19 protein-coding genes are annotated in these 20,403 nt (G+C 41.3%); 8 read left to right on the forward strand and 11 right to left on the reverse strand.

Features of this window, described 5'->3' with window-relative positions:
- Positions 1 to 75 precede the first annotated feature (75 nt).
- On the reverse strand, positions 76 to 507 hold the full coding sequence (locus A9267_RS06880; RefSeq protein WP_055023671.1) for a universal stress protein: 432 nt from the start codon (positions 505 to 507) through the stop codon (positions 76 to 78).
- A gap of 337 nt (positions 508 to 844) precedes the next feature.
- On the opposite strand from A9267_RS06880, the gene A9267_RS06885 reads away from it, so the two are divergent.
- From A9267_RS06885 to A9267_RS06905, 5 genes are all read left to right on the forward strand, one after another.
- Positions 845 to 2,269 (forward strand): coniferyl aldehyde dehydrogenase, encoded by a 1,425-nt coding sequence (locus tag A9267_RS06885; RefSeq protein WP_065108675.1) that lies wholly within the window; start codon positions 845 to 847, stop codon positions 2,267 to 2,269.
- Between the two features lie 89 nt (positions 2,270 to 2,358).
- Positions 2,359 to 3,048, forward strand: a complete 690-nt coding sequence (locus A9267_RS06890; RefSeq protein WP_065108676.1) for a TetR/AcrR family transcriptional regulator — start codon at positions 2,359 to 2,361, stop codon at positions 3,046 to 3,048.
- A gap of 121 nt (positions 3,049 to 3,169) precedes the next feature.
- Entirely contained in the window at positions 3,170 to 4,279 is a 1,110-nt protein-coding gene (locus A9267_RS06895; RefSeq protein ID WP_065108677.1) for an alkene reductase, read from the forward strand.
- Positions 4,280 to 4,336: 57 nt separating this feature from the next.
- Positions 4,337 to 5,425, forward strand: a complete 1,089-nt coding sequence (locus tag A9267_RS06900) for an alkene reductase (RefSeq protein ID WP_065108678.1) — start codon at positions 4,337 to 4,339, stop codon at positions 5,423 to 5,425.
- Positions 5,426 to 5,603: 178 nt separating this feature from the next.
- Complete coding sequence (locus A9267_RS06905; protein ID WP_055023666.1) at positions 5,604 to 6,089, forward strand: VOC family protein; 486 nt, start codon at positions 5,604 to 5,606, stop codon at positions 6,087 to 6,089.
- Between the two features lie 290 nt (positions 6,090 to 6,379).
- Here A9267_RS06905 and A9267_RS06910 read toward each other — a convergent pair whose 3' ends face one another.
- Positions 6,380 to 6,763, reverse strand: coding sequence for an MAPEG family protein (locus A9267_RS06910; RefSeq protein WP_055023665.1), 384 nt, complete (start codon positions 6,761 to 6,763; stop codon positions 6,380 to 6,382).
- Between the two features lie 795 nt (positions 6,764 to 7,558).
- Between A9267_RS06910 and bufA2 the strand changes: the two genes are divergently transcribed.
- From bufA2 to A9267_RS06925, 3 genes are all read left to right on the forward strand, one after another.
- Positions 7,559 to 8,017: a BufA2 family periplasmic bufferin-type metallophore gene (gene bufA2 / locus A9267_RS06915; RefSeq protein ID WP_065108679.1), complete on the forward strand. Its 459-nt coding sequence runs from the start codon at positions 7,559 to 7,561 to the stop codon at positions 8,015 to 8,017.
- 176 nt (positions 8,018 to 8,193) lie between these two features.
- Positions 8,194 to 9,138, forward strand: coding sequence for an MNIO family bufferin maturase (bufB, locus tag A9267_RS06920; protein WP_082972238.1), 945 nt, complete (start codon positions 8,194 to 8,196; stop codon positions 9,136 to 9,138).
- The gene (locus A9267_RS06925; RefSeq protein ID WP_065108680.1) at positions 9,135 to 9,929 is read left to right on the forward strand and encodes an HvfC/BufC N-terminal domain-containing protein; all 795 of its coding nucleotides are present in this window, start codon (positions 9,135 to 9,137) and stop codon (positions 9,927 to 9,929) included. The genes bufB and A9267_RS06925 overlap by 4 nt, the downstream gene beginning before the upstream one ends.
- Positions 9,930 to 9,951: 22 nt before the next feature.
- Here the strand turns inward: A9267_RS06925 and A9267_RS06930 are convergent, their stop codons facing one another.
- From A9267_RS06930 to A9267_RS06970, 9 genes are all read right to left on the reverse strand, one after another.
- Positions 9,952 to 11,301 carry an ATP-binding protein gene (locus tag A9267_RS06930; RefSeq protein ID WP_065108681.1) on the reverse strand — a complete coding sequence of 450 codons (1,350 nt, stop codon included), beginning with the start codon at positions 11,299 to 11,301 and terminating at the stop codon, positions 9,952 to 9,954.
- 90 nt (positions 11,302 to 11,391) lie between these two features.
- Entirely contained in the window at positions 11,392 to 12,837 is a 1,446-nt protein-coding gene (locus A9267_RS06935; RefSeq protein ID WP_065108682.1) for a sigma-54-dependent transcriptional regulator, read from the reverse strand.
- A 110-nt stretch (positions 12,838 to 12,947) separates the two neighbouring features.
- Entirely contained in the window at positions 12,948 to 14,156 is a 1,209-nt protein-coding gene (locus tag A9267_RS06940) for an ABC transporter permease (RefSeq protein ID WP_055023660.1), read from the reverse strand.
- Between the two features lie 17 nt (positions 14,157 to 14,173).
- The gene (locus A9267_RS06945) at positions 14,174 to 15,487 is read right to left on the reverse strand and encodes an ABC transporter permease (protein ID WP_055023659.1); all 1,314 of its coding nucleotides are present in this window, start codon (positions 15,485 to 15,487) and stop codon (positions 14,174 to 14,176) included.
- Between the two features lie 20 nt (positions 15,488 to 15,507).
- Positions 15,508 to 16,239 (reverse strand): ABC transporter ATP-binding protein, encoded by a 732-nt coding sequence (locus A9267_RS06950; protein ID WP_055023658.1) that lies wholly within the window; start codon positions 16,237 to 16,239, stop codon positions 15,508 to 15,510.
- Positions 16,240 to 16,311: 72 nt separating this feature from the next.
- The gene (locus A9267_RS06955) at positions 16,312 to 16,545 is read right to left on the reverse strand and encodes a hypothetical protein (protein ID WP_055023657.1); all 234 of its coding nucleotides are present in this window, start codon (positions 16,543 to 16,545) and stop codon (positions 16,312 to 16,314) included.
- A 42-nt stretch (positions 16,546 to 16,587) separates the two neighbouring features.
- A complete protein-coding gene (locus tag A9267_RS06960) occupies positions 16,588 to 17,847 on the reverse strand; it encodes an efflux RND transporter periplasmic adaptor subunit (RefSeq protein WP_065108683.1) in 1,260 nt (419 codons plus the stop codon).
- A gap of 299 nt (positions 17,848 to 18,146) precedes the next feature.
- Complete coding sequence (locus A9267_RS06965) at positions 18,147 to 19,061, reverse strand: cobalamin-binding protein (RefSeq protein ID WP_231919057.1); 915 nt, start codon at positions 19,059 to 19,061, stop codon at positions 18,147 to 18,149.
- A gap of 119 nt (positions 19,062 to 19,180) precedes the next feature.
- A complete protein-coding gene (locus A9267_RS06970; RefSeq protein WP_065108684.1) occupies positions 19,181 to 20,215 on the reverse strand; it encodes a DUF2235 domain-containing protein in 1,035 nt (344 codons plus the stop codon).
- Positions 20,216 to 20,403: the final 188 nt, after the last annotated feature.

Consider the following 20,403-nt stretch of genomic DNA (forward strand, 5'->3'; position numbering starts at 1 on the left):
TCACGATTAAATAAGCTTAAATCGTGACTTCTCGCTTTACAAAACAACTCACATATCGAGCGCAGTGCACGCTAACTATTTCACAACCAGTACTGGACAAAGCGCTTGATTGGCTACTTCCTCCGCGACATTGTCATGGAGAAAATGTGCTAACCCTGTTCGGCCATGACTAGCGATCACTACCATACCAATATCACCGCTATTGGCTTCTGCAACGATTTCTTCAATTGCATCGCCGCGACGAATTAGGGTTTCGACGGGTAAGTCAGTTTTAAGCTCAGCTAATAAACCGCGCATTTTATCTGCAGCGGCCTGCTCCATACTTTTTGCTAACTCTTCTGGTGTGATGGCGAGAATCATATAATTCTCATCACCCAGAGGCTGATCAACCACATGAAGAATACGAATACCAACTTGATATAAGTTTGCCATTTCGATGGCATATCGCAAAGCATGAGAAGCCGTCTCAGAAAAATCAGTCGGCCATAATATATTACGTGAACGCATAGTGACGCCCTCTTGTAGATTGAAAAAAATTAAAATTTTTCAGCTAACTAGGTGTTACTGATACCGCCTATACAAGACTTAATGTGACAATATCCATAGGCAGAATATCAACACATTTTTAATTAATACTTAAATCTCGTGTGGCTTACGTTAATTACTATCTCCTAATAAAAGTGTAGTGTAAAACACTAATTTGCTCCTTGAGCTGTATCAACTTCTGTAACTCAAATTATCTAAAACTTGCCTTTTGATGATTTATAGCTCATATTAAACCGACTAATCAGTCGGTTTAATTTTAAACGATAATTAGGCTACAGAAAAACACTAGGAGAAGCAGATGAATATGGCGCTCAATGAAACACACCAAAGCTCATTGAAACAACACCTCGACCTACAGCGACAGGCTTACAACTCAATGCCAGCACCTAGTTATCAGTCAAGAGTCAGCAAACTTGAACAGCTCAAAGCTGGATTATTGGAGCAAAGTGAGCAATTTGTTACTGCTCTCGCTGCCGATTATGGTCATCGCTCAAGTAACGACACCATGATTTCTGACATCATGCCATGTGTAAATAACATCAATTACACGCTGAAAAACCTTAGAAAATGGATGAAACCAAATCGTCGTCATGCAGGCTTACTTCTCGCGCCTTCATCTGTAACGGTTCACTATCAGCCATTGGGTGTTGTCGGCATTATCGTCCCATGGAATTTCCCTGTGATGTTAGCCATTGGCCCATTAATAACCGCCATTGCTGCTGGTAACAGAGCCATGTTGAAAATGTCTGAATTTACCCCAGCGACCAACCAAGTGATTAAAGCAATGTTGGCAAAAATCTTTAATGAAAATGAAGTTGCAGTCATTGAGGGTGAGGCTGATGTAGCAGCGGCATTCTCTGCCCTGCCTTTTGATCATATGCTTTTCACCGGTTCTACCACAGTAGGTCGTCACGTTATGCGTGCTGCGGCCGATAACCTCACGCCAGTCACACTTGAACTCGGCGGGAAATCTCCTGTTGTTATTGCACCTGATATTGATATTGCCACAGCAGTCGAGCGACTCATTTACGGTAAATGTTTAAATGCAGGCCAAATCTGTGTCGCACCTGATTACATTTTATGCCCAGAAGATAAGGTTGATGAACTCATCAGTGAATATCAAAAGCGCTTCAATAAGATGTACCCTGACTTTGACTCTAACCCTGATTACGGCAATGTCATTAATGAACGTCAATATTCGCGTTTATTAACTGTATTGGAAGACGCTAAACAAAAAGGTGCGGTGATCCACTCTGCAACCGAATACAATATTGATGCTAATGTTCGTAAATTACCGACTCAATTAATCACTGCCACCACCGATGATATGACCGTGATGCAAGAAGAGATTTTTGGCCCCTTGCTGCCTATTGTGAGCTATAAAAATATTGATAATGCGATCGGATATATTAATCAACGAGAACGTCCATTAGCCTTATATATCATGAGTTTTGATAGCTCAACCCAGCAACACATCGTTCAGCACACCCATTCGGGTGGCGTTTGTATAAACGATACTGTATTTCATGTTGCTGCAGATGATGCACCTTTTGGCGGTATTGGCCCATCAGGCATGGGACATTATCATGGTAAAGAAGGTTTTTTGACATTTAGCCATGCCAAAACAGTCCTTAAAAGTGGCAAGTTTAATTCTGGTTTATTTGTTCATCCTCCTTATGGTACAAAAATCCAAGCGCTATTGATGAAGATGTTTTTACGTTAGTTCAAAGTGGGTGCAATATATCCTCACCCACTTTATTCTAAGCCTAAGTAAAACAAAGAATATAAATCAACATAGGAAATCAAACGCGTATGTCAGCCACCATAAAACCTGCTGCAACAGATAAAAAACAAGCTATTTTAGATGGCGCGTTACAACTGTTTGTCGACCAAGGCTTTCATGGCACTTCCACGGCTTCAATAGCAAAAACAGCAGGAGTGGCAACAGGCACCTTATTTCATCACTTTCCTTCTAAAGAAGCCCTATTGAATCATCTCTTTGTTGTGGTAAAGCAAGAGTTTGCTGATTCGCTTACCCATTCGATGACGCAATCCTTATCGCCAATCAATGATAAAGAGGCTTCTTTAGAGCAATTGATTACTGATATAGATTTTCATACCAGTAACTCTATTTCAGCGGATGTAAATAACGCAGCGACATTAAAAAGCAGCGCCAATAAACTGTGGCAACATGCGATTGATTGGGCACTGTTAAATCCAACCAAACAAAAATTTTTCCTGCAGTTTTCTTTATCATCTGATATTGATCCCGAAATCCGCTCTCAAGCGATGAACAGTATTTTACATTTCATTATTGAGCTTATCGCCAAAGGTCAGCAACTGAACATCATTGCCGATTTTCCAATCACATTAATGCTTGAGAATTGCCATGGTCAATATTTAGCTGCGATTCGCTACTTCACCGATAACCCTCAGTGGGGCCATGATAAAGTCCACCGTGAAGCAAGTTTTGAATTGTTCTGGCGCTCAATGAAGTTGTAGCGCTGAAATTACAGCATTTACTTTTGCATATTTAACAAAAGTTATTTGTATCATTTGCTGTTTTTGCAATGAGTTCTTGCCGTTATGATTTCCTTCATTAGCCCAATGTCGAGGAAAAATCATGACAGCAGCACTATTTAACCCAATCAAATTAGGCCAACTTACGTTGGCAAATCGCATTGTCATGCCACCCATGACCCGCTCAAGAGCGAGTTTGCCTGATAACAGCGCAAATGAAATGATGGCAGCCTATTACGCTCAGCGAAGTTCAGCAGGACTTATCATTGGTGAAGGCACACAAATATCTCCTTTAGCACAAGGCTATGCTTGGACCCCTGGAATATATTCATCAGCCCAATTAGATGGATGGCAAAAAGTCACCAAGGCTGTACACGCAAACAATGGGGTCATGTTTGCTCAATTGTGGCATGTTGGTCGTGTTACTCACCCGCAAAATATTGGTGGATTGCAACCTATTTCATCCTCTGCAATTAAAGCGAATAACGTTAAGGTTTTCATCGACGATGGTACTCATGCTCCCGGTTTTGTTGATGTGGTAACCCCACGCGAAATGACGCAAGCAGATATTGATACAGTGATCGCCGAGTTTACACAAGCGGCTAGCAATGCAATTAATGCAGGTTTTGATGGTATTGAACTTCATGCCGCTAATGGCTATTTGATTAACCAGTTTATTGATTCTGAATCTAATCACCGTACCGATAAATATGGTGGAAACTTAACGAATAGACTGCGATTTCTTGATGAGGTGATTAGCGCAATGGCTGCTGTTATTGGTGCCGACAAAATTGGTGTCAGGTTAGCACCACTCACGACACTTAATGGCACTGTCGATGCTAATCCAGAACAAACCTATGTTGCTGCAGCTGCGCTGTTAAATAAGCATAATATTGCGTACTTACATATTGCAGAGGCCGACTGGGATGATGCCCCCGTTATGAGTAATAGCTTTAAAAATGCCATACGCAATGCCTTTGCCGGAGTGTTGATTTATGCGGGTAAATACACCGTTGAACGAGCAATCTCAGCTATCGAATCAGGTGTGGCTGACATGATTGCTTTTGGTAGACCATTTGTCGCGAACCCAGACCTGCCATCACGGATAAAACACGGTCAACCTTGGGCAAATCATGATCCACAAACCTTGTTTGGCGGTAATGAAAAAGGCTTAACTGATTATCCCACGTTTTCAGAATCAGAAAGCGCCTAATCACCTTAGGTGTTTCATTTTAATTTGCATTTTTATCAACAATCATCAGGAATTGTTATGTTATTTACCGAATTTGATTTAGCAAGTTCAAGGCTGGCTAACCGCATTACTATGGCACCAATGACACGTTCACGCACCAGTCAGCCTGGCGATGTGCCTAACGCATTGATGGCAACTTACTATCAGCAACGAGCCAGTGCGGGGTTAATTATTTCAGAGGGAACGCCAGTTTCAGCAGTGGCCAGAGGATACTCACTGACACCTGGCATTTATACACAAGCGCAAATAGAAGGTTGGAAGTTAGTCACCGATGCCGTACACCAAAAAGGCGGTAAAATTTTTACTCAACTTTGGCATGTTGGCAGACGCTCTCATACTGATATTGCTGGTGAGCAACCTGTTGCTCCTTCAGCGATAAAACAAGCAGATAAAGTCTATGGTCCTCTCGCTGACGGGGGATATGGCATGGTTGAAACCTCAGTACCTCGTGCTATGACGCAAACTGATATCGACCAAACCGTTGCGGATTTTGTCCAAGCAGCAAAAAACGCAATAGAAGCGGGGTTTGACGGTATTGAGCTCCATGGTGCACATGGCTATTTACTCGACCAATTCATGCGTAAAGTCAGTAATCAGCGACAGGACCAATATGGCGGCAGTCAACAAAACCGTATTAGATTGACAGTGGATATTATCAACGCTGTTGCTGATGCCATAGGTGCCAATAAAGTCGCAATACGCTTATCGCCTTTGGTAGGTGAAGGCTTTAGTGAAGTTGACAGTGATATTATTGACGTCACAAAGTTGCTGCTTAAAGAAATTGCCCCACTTAATTTAGCTTATGTGCATTTTTCTGAAAATATTGGTGAATACACAGAAGCAACAGATCACTTTAGACAAGAGATACGAGCTATATATCCTCACACCATTATGGTCGCTGGTAAGCTGACACAAGAAAGCGCACAAACATTATTAACCAAAGGCTATGCCGATTTGGTTGCTTTTGGCACGCCTTATGTCACAAACCCTGACCTAGTGGAACGCTTTAAACACAACAAGCCACTCGCTGAATTTGATGCCGATGCAAGATTAACCTTATACGGTGGAAATGAAGTTGGTTATATTGATTACCCAACAGCGTCATGACCGCACACTCACTCATCTTCAAAGGTGAGTGAGTTTTTTGGCGTGAATCATCCACTCTCTCCACTAAATTAATAACAAAAAATTATTAAAAATATAAAATTTGATAATTTTTAATCAGTGCGATATCGCCATATACTTCACTCATCAAAACGAACCAAACATTATTAAGGTGAAGCAAATGAAGATGAGTCATGTAGGTATTATGGTCAGCGACATGGATAAAGCGATTGAGTTTTATACCAAAGCATTGGGACTAAAAGTCGTAATGGGAAAATCTGCTGTCATCGAAGAAAAAGAAACCGCCATTGGAGCTATGTGTATCGCTGTATTTGGCGAAGGGTTTAAAGGCTTTAATATTGCCCACCTGGTAACCACTGACGGAGTAGGTTTCGAACTATTTGAAATGAAAGACAGAGAAGAGCGTCATCATGTCGACTTCTCAAAAATTGGTTTATTTCATTATTCTCTGGAAACAGATGATTTTGAAGGTGTCATTGAACGCGTAAGACAATATGGTGGCAAGACTCGAATGGAAACCATGCGATATCACCCAGAAGATGACAGCAAGCCTTATAAAATGGTTTATTTAGAAGATCCATTCGGTACTTTATTCGAGTTATATTCTCATTCTTATTCTGAAACCTACTCTTCTGAATACGAATAAAGCCACCGCCCCATTGCAGTATTTGCCGTCAATAATGTTGACGGCTTTTTCGTTTTTAACTAACCACTATCTGGGCTGCCGATATTGATAAAGTGCAAACAACTAGGCTTAACTAAATTGCTGTAAAAATTTGATAATGTGCTTTCTTAGCAATAGATGACGGAGATCATTTTAGCGAGAATAAAACCAGTACATTGCCACCTGAATCAGTTCAATTAAGTAAGTTGTTTTAACTTGAAATATTGGCGATATTAATCCGCTAACCTAATCTAAATTGAATTTAGTGCCAACTAAAACGCCTGCCAAAAAATTCCGAACGAACTGAAAATAGCCACAAACCAAGAAAGCGATCTAAGGGTCGATAAACCTTTGATATATAAGATGTGATAGGCCGCTCTTGCGACCACATGTACTATGGCTAACGTGCTCACTGTCGAATTAACATTGTCTGTAGCAATTGCCGTTAGACAACAAATGCCAAACACAATGAGTGATTCAAATGCATTTTGGTGCCCTGCAAGCGCCCTAGCACCGAGTCCTGTTAGCTGGGATTGCTGCGCGCGAGGATGTGCATTGTCATACCCACCTAGTTTAGCCATCGCAACAGCAACGGGGCCTTTAGCAAAATATGGCAATAATAAGGCGATAAAAAGACAAATAAGTAATGTTTGCATGGTGCTTCCTAGCTTGCAGTAATCAATGAGCGGATAGTAAAACATTTTTTTATACGTATAAAAACCCATTTCAGCTCATCGCAGCGACTTCAATTAATCTCATCAGTTAATCCAACAACAAATAGGTCTAAGGCCAATATTGGAGCTCTCCTAACCATAATGACGGCTTAATTGGATATTCATTAGCTAAGATTCTAGGGCCTGTTGATCTTTCAAGGTTATTTTTGCAGCGAATTGTTGGCCATTTATACAAGGAAGAGACTTTGTGGTGTAGTTATTCTACATAAAAAGTCAATAACGCAGTAAAAATGGCCAACAAACGCTGCCCAAAGGGGTCGAGTAAAAGCGTTTTACTCTTTGTTGGATGCATCTTTTTAAAAAAGAAGTGCTTAGATGACTAGGCATCAATCCATCCGCCTCAATTAAAACGCTTTTATTTCGAACAAAACTTAACCAGCAAAGATCAACAGGCCCTAATAATTGGGCTTCATTAGTTGAAAAAGTTAACCAACAAGTGTTAATAAAAAGTTATTTAAAATCAAACTATAACGAAAATCCTTTCTTGTCATTTACCTGATTTCTTCGATAAAAAATTAATTTTTATGAAATATCTGTAACGCCACCACGGTCAATATAACTACCTGCTATTAAGACAGATAACCGCGGATAGTATCGTTTAACAAGTAGGAAGATAGTCAAAGGAAGGCATGGAAGTGTCTACGATCTTACTCATTAGCAAAACACTAGCTCATCAAAGTCTCAATTTGTACTGATGAGTTAATGCAAGGAAATATCATGAATACTAAAGCACAAACCGCACTATCAGGTGCAGCGCTAGCAATGGCAATGGCTGGGTTATCTGGTCAAGTCGTGGCAGGCGAATCAGATACCTCTCCGGTTACAGCGGGTGAAACTGACTTAGTCCATTGTTATGACGTCAACATCTGTAAAGGACACAATGACTGCGGTACCGCTGACAATGCTTGTAAGGGTCAAGCGAGTTGTGAAGGCACAGGTTTTGTTGCTATGCCGTCTAAAGCGTGTAGCGATGTTGGCGGGAAAATAAAAGATGATTGGGTTGGTAAAATAACCAAAGCTGATTTGGTCCATTGTTACGGTGTTAACGTATGTAAAGGACACAATGATTGTAAAGGTGCTGACAATGCCTGTGGCGGTAAAGCAAGCTGTAAAGGCACAGGCTTTGTGAATACAACCGCAAAATCATGCGCCGATATCGGCGGTAAAACCGGCTAACGTTCAAGCCTGAACAACTTTTAAGCTTAGTCGACATCACGAGTTGTAATAATGGCTTGGTAAGATTCATCTCCTTATTGCCAAGCCGTTTATTTTGCTTAAATTCATTCGATAACAAGCAAGTCAACATCCGTCTTCCACCAGCATGAAGGTTATGATTAACCTAAGGAAAGCCCATGTCAGATTCGAAAATTACGCAAGACTTTATTGGTTTTGGCTTAGGGCTTCGTACAGATCATTTTGAGTACATCTTGCAGCATCAACCTGCCATAGATTGGTTTGAAGTCCTATCAGAAAACTACATGGTTGCAGGGGGTAAACCTCGTTATTACCTTGAAGCGATCGCTGAGCAATACCCTGTCGTGATGCATGGTGTTTCTATGTCGATTGGCAGCACAGATCCATTAGACATGGATTACCTCAAGTCTCTCAAAAAACTCAGTAATGACATTAATCCGAAGTGGATTTCTGATCATATTTGTTGGACCTCAATTCATGGTGTTAACAGCCATGACTTATTACCTTTGCCATATACAGAAGAAACCGTAAAGCACGTGGTTGAACGTATAAACGTCGTGCAAGACTTTTTAGGTCGCCGTTTATTACTCGAGAACGTCTCTAGTTACTTATCCTATAAAGACTCAACGATAGACGAATGGGAGTTTTTATCTCAAGTTGCAGAAGAAGCAGACTGCTTAATATTGCTGGATATCAACAATATCTATGTCAGTGCGCGTAATCATTGTTTTAACCCGCTTGATTATTTAAATAAAATAGATCCTAGACGAGTGCAGCAATTTCACTTGGCTGGCCATTCGGATCATGGCGAATATGTGATTGATACTCATGACAACGAAGTCCCACCGAGTGTCTGGACACTATATCAAGCCGCACTTGAACGCTTTGGTCCAATAAGTACCATGATTGAGCGAGATGCCAATATTCCTGATTTTCCTGTGTTATACCAAGAATTATTAGAAGCTCAAAAAATTGCTGAATTAACTTTACCTGGTCATCCTGCACTGGCTTGTTCATCATTAACCTCCATGGGGCTAGATTCTCATACTACAGCAGCCTTTCAGACCCAATCGTTATTGCCAAAAAGAAAGGTTGCAGTATGAGTAAACTAGCTAAAATTCAACAAGAATTTATGCAGTATCTGCTCTTTGAGGCCTCTCCTGAACATCCGCAAAGTATAACTCACAGAGTGGCACAACAAACGGGGATTTCAGCGCAACATCGCTTGGAAATTTACGCTAATGCTTATCGTACTCGCCTTACTGAAACACTTGAAACTGACCATCAAATATTAGCGTTATATTTAGGTGATGAATTGTTCGATAAGTTATCGAAAGAGTACATTCAAACACACCCATCAGCCACCAGCTCATTAAGGCATTTTTGCAATAACTTAACTGAGTATTTACGCCAAGATGCATTTTTTAGCCAATACCCCATTTTAGCTGACATAGCAGAATTTGAGCGACGCTTACTGGTTGCTTTTGATGCTGCAGATGCAAACAGAATAGGTTTTGAAGCGTTACAACATTTACCACCTGAATATTGGCCAAACTGCCAATTACGTTTTCATCCGAGTGTTCAAGTTTTTAGTTGCCAAAGTAACGCAGTTGAAAGCTGGCAAGCATTAAAAGCCGACACCCATCCAGATGCACCATACTACAAGCGAGAACGTCATTGGTTACTGTGGCGAAATAGCGAAAGGCTAACTCAATTTGAGTCCTTAACGGTTAGCCAGCACGCGCTGCTTACCGGATTTATTGCTGGTCATAACTTCGCTCAACAGTGCGAGTTGATGCTTAATTGGTATGATGAACACAACGCACCCGCTGTGGTATTACAGACATTACAAGATTGGTTTAAAAAAGGCATGATCAGAAGTCTGTCTAACTAACAGCTGCCATAAATGAATCTTACTATGACTCTTTAGGTAACCATAATTTAACGCTCAGTCCGCCTTCAACTTTGTTTTGCATGGTAATGTGACCGCCATGCGCTTCGATAATCTCGCGACACAGAGGCAAACCGATCCCCGTACCTGATTGTTTGGTTGAATAAAAAGGTAATAAGGCTTGAGACAACACTTCGCTGGACATACCGCTACCTTGATCTGCCACTACAATCAAAATACCAGATACAGGATGAGTGATTTCATCGATATCCAAAGTGACATGCTGTGTATCTGAGCCTGACTCATGGGCGTTTTTTAGCAGATTAATCAGGACTTGCTCAAGTTGAACACTGTCGAGCGCGATGTTCAACGTTGGCAAAGTAGAGGTGAGTTTAAACGGGTATTGCTCAGCTAACTGATCGACTAATTGCGACCAATCTACTGTGGTTTTACGTGGCAAAGGTAACTTAGCAAATTGTGCATAATGAGAAATAAACTGACTTAGGTGAGCGGTTCTGTTTTCGATGGTATCAAAAATAAGTGCCAGCTTTTCATTATCAAGATCTTTAGTTAACACTCGCCCAGAGTTAACCATCGACGCAATTGGCGCGACAGAATTATTTAACTCGTGGCTGATAATTCGAATCACTTTTTTCCACACAGCCACTTCTTGACGGTTAAGCTCTTTAGTTAACTGTTTTAGTAGAATCAAATGATGCTGTTGATTATTTTGAGTAAAGCTGCCTCGAGAAATATGCCAGGTTTCCAGCTCTTCATTACCGCTGCCGTCCGATGTTAATTGCTCATTGTTCACATCAATTGAAAACAATCCTTCATGCTGACTATTCAATGCGTGCTTTAATGCACTCGGCAGCTCGGCGATAAGTGCATTTAACAGCATTCCTTCTATGCGTACGCCTTGATTAAATAAATGCCTAGCGGCGTCATTTGCATAGATAATCCTTTGATTGTCATCAACTAACAACATAATATTGGGCGAGTTTTGAATCACTTTGTCCAACATTAATTCACGCTGATAAATAAATTGCCTTTCGTTTCGCAGCTTTTGGGATGCTTGATTATAAAGCTCAGCAATGGCATCTAACTGAGGCTCTCCATAACCATGCAACGACACACTAAACTCATTATCTTTAAAATTAAGTAAGCCCACTTCTAATGCTTTCAGGCTGTCATTGAGTGCAGATGTTAACCACATGCTTAACACAAAACACAAGCCCAAACTCGTTAGCAGCGCTAGCCAAACATGTTCACTGCCAAGAAAAAACCACACGCACCAACCGCATAAGCCGCTTAACGCAACGGAAAACACGTTACCAAGTACTAACTTACTGCGCAGTTGTAGCGTGTATCTCATTTTATCGGTTCACTCTTATTATTCATCCGTTTTACTTTTCTATGATGTTCACAGCGCTTATCAACACGCTCAATCAGCGCTTATGGATTATCATTTTGAGGATAAACCATACTTATCCATCCTGCGATATAGCGCTTGGCGACTTAACCCTAAGGATTTTGCCACTCTGGCGATAACACCATTGTGATGCTGCAACGCCTGCTCAATCTGTTGTTTATCAGGCTCAACTTGAGCGGCACTCACTTGTTGAGGTGCTTGCTGAGTATGCTCACCATTTTCCTGTGATGGTACCCCTTGCTTAGGTGTAAAAGTCGATGTTGTTACAGGTTCACTTATTTTCACATTGGAAAGCGATGAGTTTGTTGAAGGTAATAGCCCCAAGTCATCCACCGTTAAAACAGCGTTGGTAGCAAGTAGCACCGCCCTTTTACACACGTTTTCTAACTCTCTTACATTGCCTGACCAAGCATGGGCTAACAAGGCCTGTTGAGCGGTTTTTTCAAACGTAAATCCATCACCCACAAAATGCTGCGCTAACGGCAAAATATCATCAATACGCTGATTCAATGGCGGCAAAGGTAACTCAATCACATTGAGTCGATAAAACAAATCTTCACGAAAAGTCCCTTTGGCGATATCGTCGGCTAAATCAGCATTCGTCGCACTGATAACCCGCACATTCACTTTGCGAGTTTGGTGACTGCCAAGTCGTTCAAACTCGCCGGTTTGCAGCACTCGTAACAACTTAACTTGCCCGGATAAAGGTAAATTACCGATCTCATCTAAGAATAAAGTGCCGCCATCTGCCGCTTCAAAACGCCCTATTCTGACTTTATTCGCACCAGTAAACGCTCCTGCTTCAGCCCCAAATAGTTCAGCCTCTAATAGGTCCATTGGTAATGCACCAATATTAACCTTTATAAAGGGTTGTTTATTTAATAAAGAGTTGGCTTGAACAATATCGGCAATTTTGTCTTTACCTGCGCCATTAGGCCCGGTAATCATCACCGAAACGTCTGATTTGGCCACTTGTAAGGCCAAGTCTATGCAGCGCTGCATGGCTCCACTACCAAACACCATGCCGCATAAATCAGCGTTATTAATCACACTCATGCGCTCTGAGTCGACTCTAGCAAGCTGTTTATTTTGTTTAGAAAGATGATAAATGGACAGTAAGTTATTGATACTCGTGAGCAGCTTGGCATCATCCCATGGTTTACCCATGTAATCTGCAGCGCCGGCTTTAACTAATTCAACTGCAGTTTCAAGTTGCGTCCATGCTGTCATCAAAATAATCGGCAGATTAGGCTGCTGTTGTCTTAAGGTATAAAACAACTGTTTGCCTTCTTCACCCGAGGTCGTATCTCGGGTGAAATTCATATCTTGAATCACTAAGCTAATATCTTGTTTTTCCACAATAGCCAATGCTTGTTCTGGCGTTTCACAGCTCAGTGCTTTATAGCCATGAATGTCCAACATTAACGTTAATGCGCTGCAAATTGAACTGTTATCATCTACGACTAAAATACTGTCCATACTTCCCATCATTCTTATTTATCGAGCTTATTTATGTAACTTAGTTATCGAGTTAATACGCTAACCTATATCTTACCAAGATACGAGCAGTCTAATTTAGCGACATCAAATTAAACGCTGCGCGTCGCCATCGCTGGAGAAATCTTAGCCGCCTTTAATGCTGGAAGCATTACCGCTAATGTGGTCACTAGCAATAAGCCTATCACCGCTGCAATAGGATAAGTGACTGGCAGCATAGGTAAATTATACAAACTCATTAATTGTTGACCTAACTGCAATGCCAGCATGGCACCAATCAGTCCACCCGCTATACAAATAAGGTAGTTTTCAACCATAAAGTAATTAACAATATCGCGCTTTTTAGCACCTAAAGCGCGACGAGTTCCAATCTGTTTCGTGCGACGCTGAATATTAAACATGACCATACCCGTTAAGCCGAGCGCGGTAATCAAAAGTAACAATATCACCATCATACTTAATAATGTCGCCATCAATCTATGATTGTTATAAGCGCCTTTTTTGGTCTCGCTTAGTGATGAAAAGCCATCAATTACACGGTTTGGGTTTTCTGCATGAAATGCCTTTATTATCACTTCTTCCAGAGCGGGTATATGCTCAGGAAGCGCACGCACCATATAGGTTTTGTTTTTAAACCCTCCGCCAAAATCAATATTTTGAATCACACTATATTCAAAGTTTTCATGATTCACCCAGGCGCCTTGTAATTTATCCACCACGCCGATAATTTCGATCGTCTGTTTGCCTTGGTACATGGTTTTACCCACAGGCGACTCATCCCCCCAAAACGCCTCAGCTAAAGGTTTTGAGACTATTGCGAGCATGCCACTTTGATCTAACTGAGTATTAATTTCTTCAGGACGAAAATTACGCCCATCTACCAGTTTAGATCCCATAACATTCAGTAAGTGCTCATTACCTAAATACAAAGCAAATCCAGGCATACTTTCTGCTGTATTTTCATCTGCACTATCAACATAGCGGTCCATCCAACCACTGCCACTCAGTGGCACCATGTTAGTTGAGCTTGCCTCTATGACATTGGGCAAGCTACGTAAAATTTGCTGGTCAACTTCGTTTTGCAGCACATTATCAATTGCAGGGTCAAAGTTATAAACGTTAAAGGTTAAAATTTGCTCCTCGAGTAAACCAGAATCACGCTGCATCATGGTTAAGCGTTCATGGATAATAAAACTCGCATTGGCAACAATGGCGACCGATAACACGATTTGTAATAACAACAGCACAGGCCCACTTTTACTGCGCATTAAACTCGATAATATTGGCTTAATATGTAACATGTTGAATTCCTTCTCTACTACTGAGCTTTTAAATACACACTGGGTTTAGTGCGGCACACAACCCAAGCTGGATACACCCCTGCTAATACAGCGGTAGAAATGGCAATTAATGGCGTAATAATCCACATGCTGCTATCAAGCCCTGTAACGCTTTGCTCCATGTTGAATTCTGCATGAAGGACAGTCAATGCGCCCCACGCCCAAAGCAAACCGATAATTCCACCAATAAAGCCAATCAAACCAACCTCAACCATATATTGGCTAAAGATTTGCGCTCTACTTGCTCCAATAGCGCGGCGAACGCCGACTTCGGGAGCACGTTTTAAAAACTTAGTCAGTAATAAGCCAAGGATATTGACCAAACATACACTCAAAAACAGCACACTTAATCCTACGAGAATCTTGTTATCTCTTGGCACGACATCATTATTTTCAAGCCATAAGGCAACATCACTAATTTGAAACGCCTCGGCTGCACTTTTTGCCGTATCAGTAAATCGCCCTAAATTGCGTTGCTGCTCGACGTAATGAGTAAGCCAAGTCGCTAGCTCAGATTTGTCATCATCTGTTGCAAGAAATGTCCAAAATTGGATCCACGTTTTTTCTGAGTTTAATCGGTCTTGGTAAGTAAGCATCGGCTCGAAACGCCAGCCACTGGTGTTTCCCCACACATCAAACTCTTCTTGCTCATTTAGTGAAAATGGAATGAAAATTTCTTCTGCATCATTAAATGCTCCATTGGTCGGGTCGTAATACTTAGGCTGAGGATTCCAATCTTTAATCACCCCTACGATCTGGTAGGGTTTACGATTCAAATACAAGGTTTCACCGACGCTGTTGTTACCATTAAAGAATGTTTGATTAAGGGTCTCTCCAATCACCACTTGATAAGCTGGCTGACTATCGACACTTTTATCCCAGCGTTGCCCATATAAAAACGGCACATCAAAAATGTTAAAAAAGTCACGATCAGTAATCCGCACACTTTTTAATGACGGCTGAATATCAGGATTCTCAGATTGAACTGCAAGACCTGTACGATACGACGCTGCTTTTAATTCCAGCTGATTGTTGTTCCGCAGATTAATCACGTCGGTGTAAGTAAGATTTGAATGAAAGTCATCCCAGGTATCCAGGCCTTGACTCCACAACTGAATCGAATTTATCTGACTACTCTTATCACCTGCAGGGTTATGCGACATCGTTTTATACACGTTCAAGGTGGTAATCGTTATGCCAATGCCGATGGAAATGGCCAGCACCATTAACATGGATAACATTGGGGTTTTCTTGATGCTGCGCCAAGCAAGATCGCAATAATAAAAAAACATAAGCTTCTCTCCTGCTTCAATTAGCGACTGGCGTTAGCAACTTGCTGCAGATCAGCAACAACAGATTGGTCAGCCTTTTGATACATAGAAAAGTCACATACCTGACCGTCTACAATTTGAATATTACGCTGTGCTCGTCTTGCTAACTCTGCATCATGGGTCACCATAATGATGGTGGTACCTTGTTGATTAATATCTTCAAGTAATTCCATCACTTGCCTAGCCATTAAACTGTCTAAGTTACCTGTTGGCTCATCTGCTAACAAAAAACGTGGCTCGCCTGCTAACGCTCTCGCGATGGCCACACGTTGCTGTTGTCCGCCCGATAATTGCGTCGGTAAATGCTTCATTCTTGCGCCTAAACCCACTTGCTCGAGTGCCGATTTCACACGGCGTTGACGTTCAGCTGCATTAAAACCACGGTAGCGTAATGGCACTTCAACATTTTCAGCAAGATTCAAGTCAGGAATTAAGTTAAAGCCCTGAAAAATAAATCCTATTTTTTCATTTCTAACTTTAGCACTGTGGTTATCGCTCAAATTAGACACGTTTTCACCGTCTAAACTGAACTCCCCCGATGTAAAGCCTTCAAGCAAACCTGCGATATTTAAAAAGGTAGTTTTACCTGAACCTGATGGACCAGTCACTGCAACAAATTCGCCTTCTTTCACTTCAAGATTAAAGTCACGCAATGCGTGGGTTTCTACTAAGTCCGTTTTAAATACTTTGCTAATATTCTTCATTGATAACATGAGTCTGTCCTTGTCTTATTGGCTCTGTGTTTTGCCAATTTTTGTTTATTCAATTAATCGGTGAATTCGCGCTTAAAAATGCACTATGATTTGCAGTGCTGTTGGAAAATCTAATTCAAATAAAATCTTTACCATGTCATTCGTGAGACCATAACTCACTTGCTCTGATAGTTGATCCGTTAAGTCGATAATGTGGAAACTAAATGACAACCAATTGAAGCTTTCATCAATGCGATAACTCACCGCTAAGCTCAATAACATCAGAGCAATAAAGCCTGTCATTGGTTTACTTTGTAATAATTTCATCCTGAGATCCTTACTTGTACAGTCCAAGTCACTTATCTGTGATTATCTAATTTGAATTTGCGTATCATTTTTGAAGGTTTCGGTGCCTGAAATAACCCATACATCACCTTCTTTAGCGCCGTCGATAACTTCAATCTCACTCATGCTTCGTGCACCTAAAGTCACTGCTGTTCTTTGCACCATGTCGTCATTCATGACAAAAGCAGTAGCACCGCCTCGATTAAGAAAGTCCCCTCGTTTAACCATCAATACGTTAGGACGATTTTCAAGTAACACTCTTGCTGATAAACGTTGGTTTTGACGCAATGACAAACTATCAATCGCTTCAAAGCGCACTCTTGCTGTTACTTCACGATTTCTGACTTCAGGTGAAATAGACGATAAATGCCCCATTACGGTGACGCTGCCAAAGCTCAGTTCAACATCCATTCCTATACCTAAGTCATCAGCATATGATTCCGGTACTGCAAGTTCTGCTTCAAAAGCACTTAAATCCACCACAGTTAACATTGGCTGGCTCGCTCCAATACGGGCTTTTTGTTCCACCAGCCAATTACCGATAATGCCTTTTACTGGTGCTTTAATATCCAATGCCGCAATTTGACGGGCAAGCTCGGTTACCACTAAGGCTTGTCTGTCGACTTCTAGCGCACGGTTTTTCAATTCAAATGTCAGCGTATCTCTCATTAAATCAACTTCTTGTAATGCATGTTGATGCAGTAAGTTGGCTTTATGCAGCTCATCTTTGCCTTTTTCAAAATCAATTCGGCTAATAAGGCTGTTTTCAATCAGTTGATCACCTCGGCGACTTTCTCTGTCTGCCGCTTCTAAGTCCACTTTCGCCATATCAAGCACTTGGCTAACTCGAAGTTGCTCGCGTCGTGCATCTAACTTGGCACGTTCCAAATCACTTTCCATTGCTGCAAAGACCGATTGTTCTTGCTGAAAACGACTGCGAAGTTTTGGACTATCAATTTGAGCAACCACTTGGCCTTGCTCTACTTCATCACCTGGTTGACTCAATAAAGTGACCACACCTTGCTCTGTGCTGTATAGCACTGGGGCATTAGCGGCGACGATTTTACCTGTGGTCGCAATGTCTCTGACTAAGGTGCCACGAGTGATCGTCGCCATGCGTAAGTCTTTACTCTCAACAGAGCGAATACTGCTATCGTGACCTAAGCTTGCCCATACCAAGGCACTCGTTAGTAATCCAGCAAGTCCTAGCACCATAGGTAGGCGAACCTTACGACCCATTGTCGGTGTCACCACTGTGTCTTGAGCACTTGTATCTTTAATCATTTCAGTTCCTTGAAATTCGTTGCTGTGACCTTAGCAAAATAAATGGACACAAAGGTTGTCCGCTTTTCGGTCACTCACGATATCGTTGAATGTATGACGCTTATAGAGCACAAGCTATGCCAATAATTAAATATCGATTATTTTCAACAACTTAAGCAATTATAGTAATAACTAAATTTCACAAAAGTGTCCGCGGACACCTTTGAAAGTGTCCGAAAAACAAAAAAGTGTCCGAGTGGACACTTTTCAAAAGAAGCGATGACTGTTGGAGCTAAATGGAATAGAACGCTTTTTTCACATCAGTTGACTCTGGCGTTGTCTAAGGCTGCACATAATGCTTGCACACCTAAGATGGCTCTGGGGGAGGCTCGATGCAGTAAGTCTGCATTAAGCTGGTAGATATGATTGTTTTTAACTGCTGGTAATTCAGGCCACTTTGACCAATCGACACCAATAATATTGCCTTCATCTTGGCTTTGTAAAATCACTTCTGCATCGGTGAGTAATACATTTTCAACACTGATTTGTGGGTATTCACTCGCAGCATCAAGAAACACATTCTCGCCATGACATGCACTAATAATGTGTTCAATCCAACTGCCTTTAGATACTGTCATTAAGGGCGTAGACCATAATTGATAAAATACCTTTATTGCTGGTTTTTGGGCGTTACTTTTTTTGATTTTACTAAGCTGTAATCGATACTCATCAGCGGCTTGTTGTGCTTTTTCTTGATGGCCAGTTAACTCACCAAGTTGCAATAACTCTTTGGCGACATCATCTAAACTCTTAGGATCGCTATTAAACACGTTAAAGCCTAATTGGGTTAATTGATTGATATCATCCAGCTTATTACCGCTTTGCCAAACAACAATAAGATCTGGATTGAGCTCAATAACGCGCTCCATTTGAATACCGTAATAACCACCAATACTCGGAATCGCTTTGGCTTCTTCAGGAAAATCAGCATGGTCCGTGGTTGCAACTATTGTCTCGCCTGCACCAATGGCAAATAACATTTCTACTGCATGAGGAGATAAGGCAATGACACGCTTAGCTGTTTTCTGGGGGATAGCAGTGTCTATTACCTTGCTTGTTGCCTTGCCTAACAGATGTGTTTCTTGTGCTGCATTGGCTGTATTGAGTGTTACTGACGTCATCAATACGAGTGCCGTTATTGCCCAAATACGGCTCAATTTAGTAAGAAACAACATGGGTATCCTTATGATATTTATTAACAACATTCGCGAAGTCATCGCCCCATTATACTAACTCACTTCGGCAAATAATGTGGTGGTTAATTACCCCAAGCTGACCGAGGTTATTTCACTATTTAGTCAACCAAATTAGTCGGCCAGCCGTGTTGCTTGATGTAGTTAACTAAATTTTTCGGTCGATATTGACTATCTTGCTCCCAACGTACCTTAACCGACTCATGTATTTGGGCTGGCAAACCAGCCTTATCAATGCCACGTATATACTCACCACGGATCCGATAGACATGCTTCTTCGAGTTGTGTTTACTTGCTTGGGGGTTAGGATTAAGCGAATCCGTTAAGTGCGGTTCCGTACTAAGGGATTGCAAATTTGCTTGCGTAATCATCCATTGTAGGGATATATCACTCAATAACGTCTGATCTTGATCTGGCGAGTAACTGCCTCCCACATCACAATGAACCCCAGCAAACCAAACTTGCTCAATATCAATATCACTGTTGTTTTCCCAAATGGTGGGTTCAAAGTCACTCCTTATTTCGTCAATAGCCATGGCATGCCTTGCGACTTTAACGTTACGGCCTAACTTAGTGTCGTAAAACTCATCTTTATCATGAAATAACCCTAGAAATGAAAATGGAATTCCCATCGCCCCCACAGTATCCCATACACCGACAAACTTGACCTCTCTAGATGGGTGGCTGTGGTTGTTTCTGAATTGAATTGATTTTTCACCGCTAGGTTTATAGGCCTTAGCTTTGGTTTTGTAATGATTAAATGCTTGTTGAATTAAGTTAGCATCAGGACGTTTTAAAATACCGCAATTATTAATCAAACCGCATAAACACCTTACGGTATAAGCGCCACGGCTAAAGCCAAATAAATATATCTCATCACCATCTTGATAGTTTTGAACGATATAGCGGTAGTTATCCATTATGTTTTTATGAACGCCTTTACCGGTAACCCCTCCAGAAAACGAGTCATAATACGAGCCAACACCCCAATCATAAAAAACTTGTTGAGGTGTTTCGTCTTCAGCAATAGGTTTTATTGCTCTCGCCATTTTTAGCACATTAGTCGGGTAATCATCTTGGTTTTTTTCCGGCCGATTCCAAGTTCCATCGGCACAAATTACAATACGTTTTTTCATTACCTAATCCTTGAAGACTCCGCTATTTGTCAATATTAATAACCCAAAATGAACACTAATGCAGCAAGCTCAATGTCGTCCTAGACAGATTCCTTCCTTCGACTTATCGACAATAGGCGAAACACAAAAATTAGCGTTTACTGGTGCAAGAATAGCCAAAACAATGGTGCACATTGGCAGATTAACCT

The sequence above is a fragment of the Shewanella sp. UCD-FRSSP16_17 genome, assembly GCF_001675935.1.
GTDB lineage: Bacteria > Pseudomonadota > Gammaproteobacteria > Enterobacterales > Shewanellaceae > Shewanella > Shewanella japonica.

What these genes read in the sequence shown, in the direction of transcription:
- A9267_RS06885 (WP_065108675.1), top strand. Translation starts at nt 845, where the DNA reads ATGAATATGGCGCTCAATGAAACACACCAAAGCTCATTGAAACAACAC.
- A9267_RS06925 (WP_065108680.1), top strand. Translation starts at nt 9,135, where the DNA reads ATGAGTAAACTAGCTAAAATTCAACAAGAATTTATGCAGTATCTGCTC.
- A9267_RS06905 (WP_055023666.1), top strand. Translation starts at nt 5,604, where the DNA reads ATGAAGATGAGTCATGTAGGTATTATGGTCAGCGACATGGATAAAGCG.
- A9267_RS06970 (WP_065108684.1), bottom strand. Translation starts at nt 20,215, where the DNA reads ATGAAAAAACGTATTGTAATTTGTGCCGATGGAACTTGGAATCGGCCG.
- A9267_RS06890 (WP_065108676.1), top strand. Translation starts at nt 2,359, where the DNA reads ATGTCAGCCACCATAAAACCTGCTGCAACAGATAAAAAACAAGCTATT.
- A9267_RS06930 (WP_065108681.1), bottom strand. Translation starts at nt 11,301, where the DNA reads ATGAGATACACGCTACAACTGCGCAGTAAGTTAGTACTTGGTAACGTG.
- A9267_RS06960 (WP_065108683.1), bottom strand. Translation starts at nt 17,847, where the DNA reads ATGATTAAAGATACAAGTGCTCAAGACACAGTGGTGACACCGACAATG.
- A9267_RS06940 (WP_055023660.1), bottom strand. Translation starts at nt 14,156, where the DNA reads ATGTTACATATTAAGCCAATATTATCGAGTTTAATGCGCAGTAAAAGT.
- A9267_RS06955 (WP_055023657.1), bottom strand. Translation starts at nt 16,545, where the DNA reads ATGAAATTATTACAAAGTAAACCAATGACAGGCTTTATTGCTCTGATG.
- A9267_RS06945 (WP_055023659.1), bottom strand. Translation starts at nt 15,487, where the DNA reads ATGTTTTTTTATTATTGCGATCTTGCTTGGCGCAGCATCAAGAAAACC.
- bufA2 (WP_065108679.1), top strand. Translation starts at nt 7,559, where the DNA reads ATGAATACTAAAGCACAAACCGCACTATCAGGTGCAGCGCTAGCAATG.
- A9267_RS06935 (WP_065108682.1), bottom strand. Translation starts at nt 12,837, where the DNA reads ATGGACAGTATTTTAGTCGTAGATGATAACAGTTCAATTTGCAGCGCA.
- bufB (WP_082972238.1), top strand. Translation starts at nt 8,194, where the DNA reads ATGTCAGATTCGAAAATTACGCAAGACTTTATTGGTTTTGGCTTAGGG.
- A9267_RS06880 (WP_055023671.1), bottom strand. Translation starts at nt 507, where the DNA reads ATGCGTTCACGTAATATATTATGGCCGACTGATTTTTCTGAGACGGCT.
- A9267_RS06910 (WP_055023665.1), bottom strand. Translation starts at nt 6,763, where the DNA reads ATGCAAACATTACTTATTTGTCTTTTTATCGCCTTATTATTGCCATAT.
- A9267_RS06965 (WP_231919057.1), bottom strand. Translation starts at nt 19,061, where the DNA reads ATGTTGTTTCTTACTAAATTGAGCCGTATTTGGGCAATAACGGCACTC.
- A9267_RS06900 (WP_065108678.1), top strand. Translation starts at nt 4,337, where the DNA reads ATGTTATTTACCGAATTTGATTTAGCAAGTTCAAGGCTGGCTAACCGC.
- A9267_RS06895 (WP_065108677.1), top strand. Translation starts at nt 3,170, where the DNA reads ATGACAGCAGCACTATTTAACCCAATCAAATTAGGCCAACTTACGTTG.
- A9267_RS06950 (WP_055023658.1), bottom strand. Translation starts at nt 16,239, where the DNA reads ATGTTATCAATGAAGAATATTAGCAAAGTATTTAAAACGGACTTAGTA.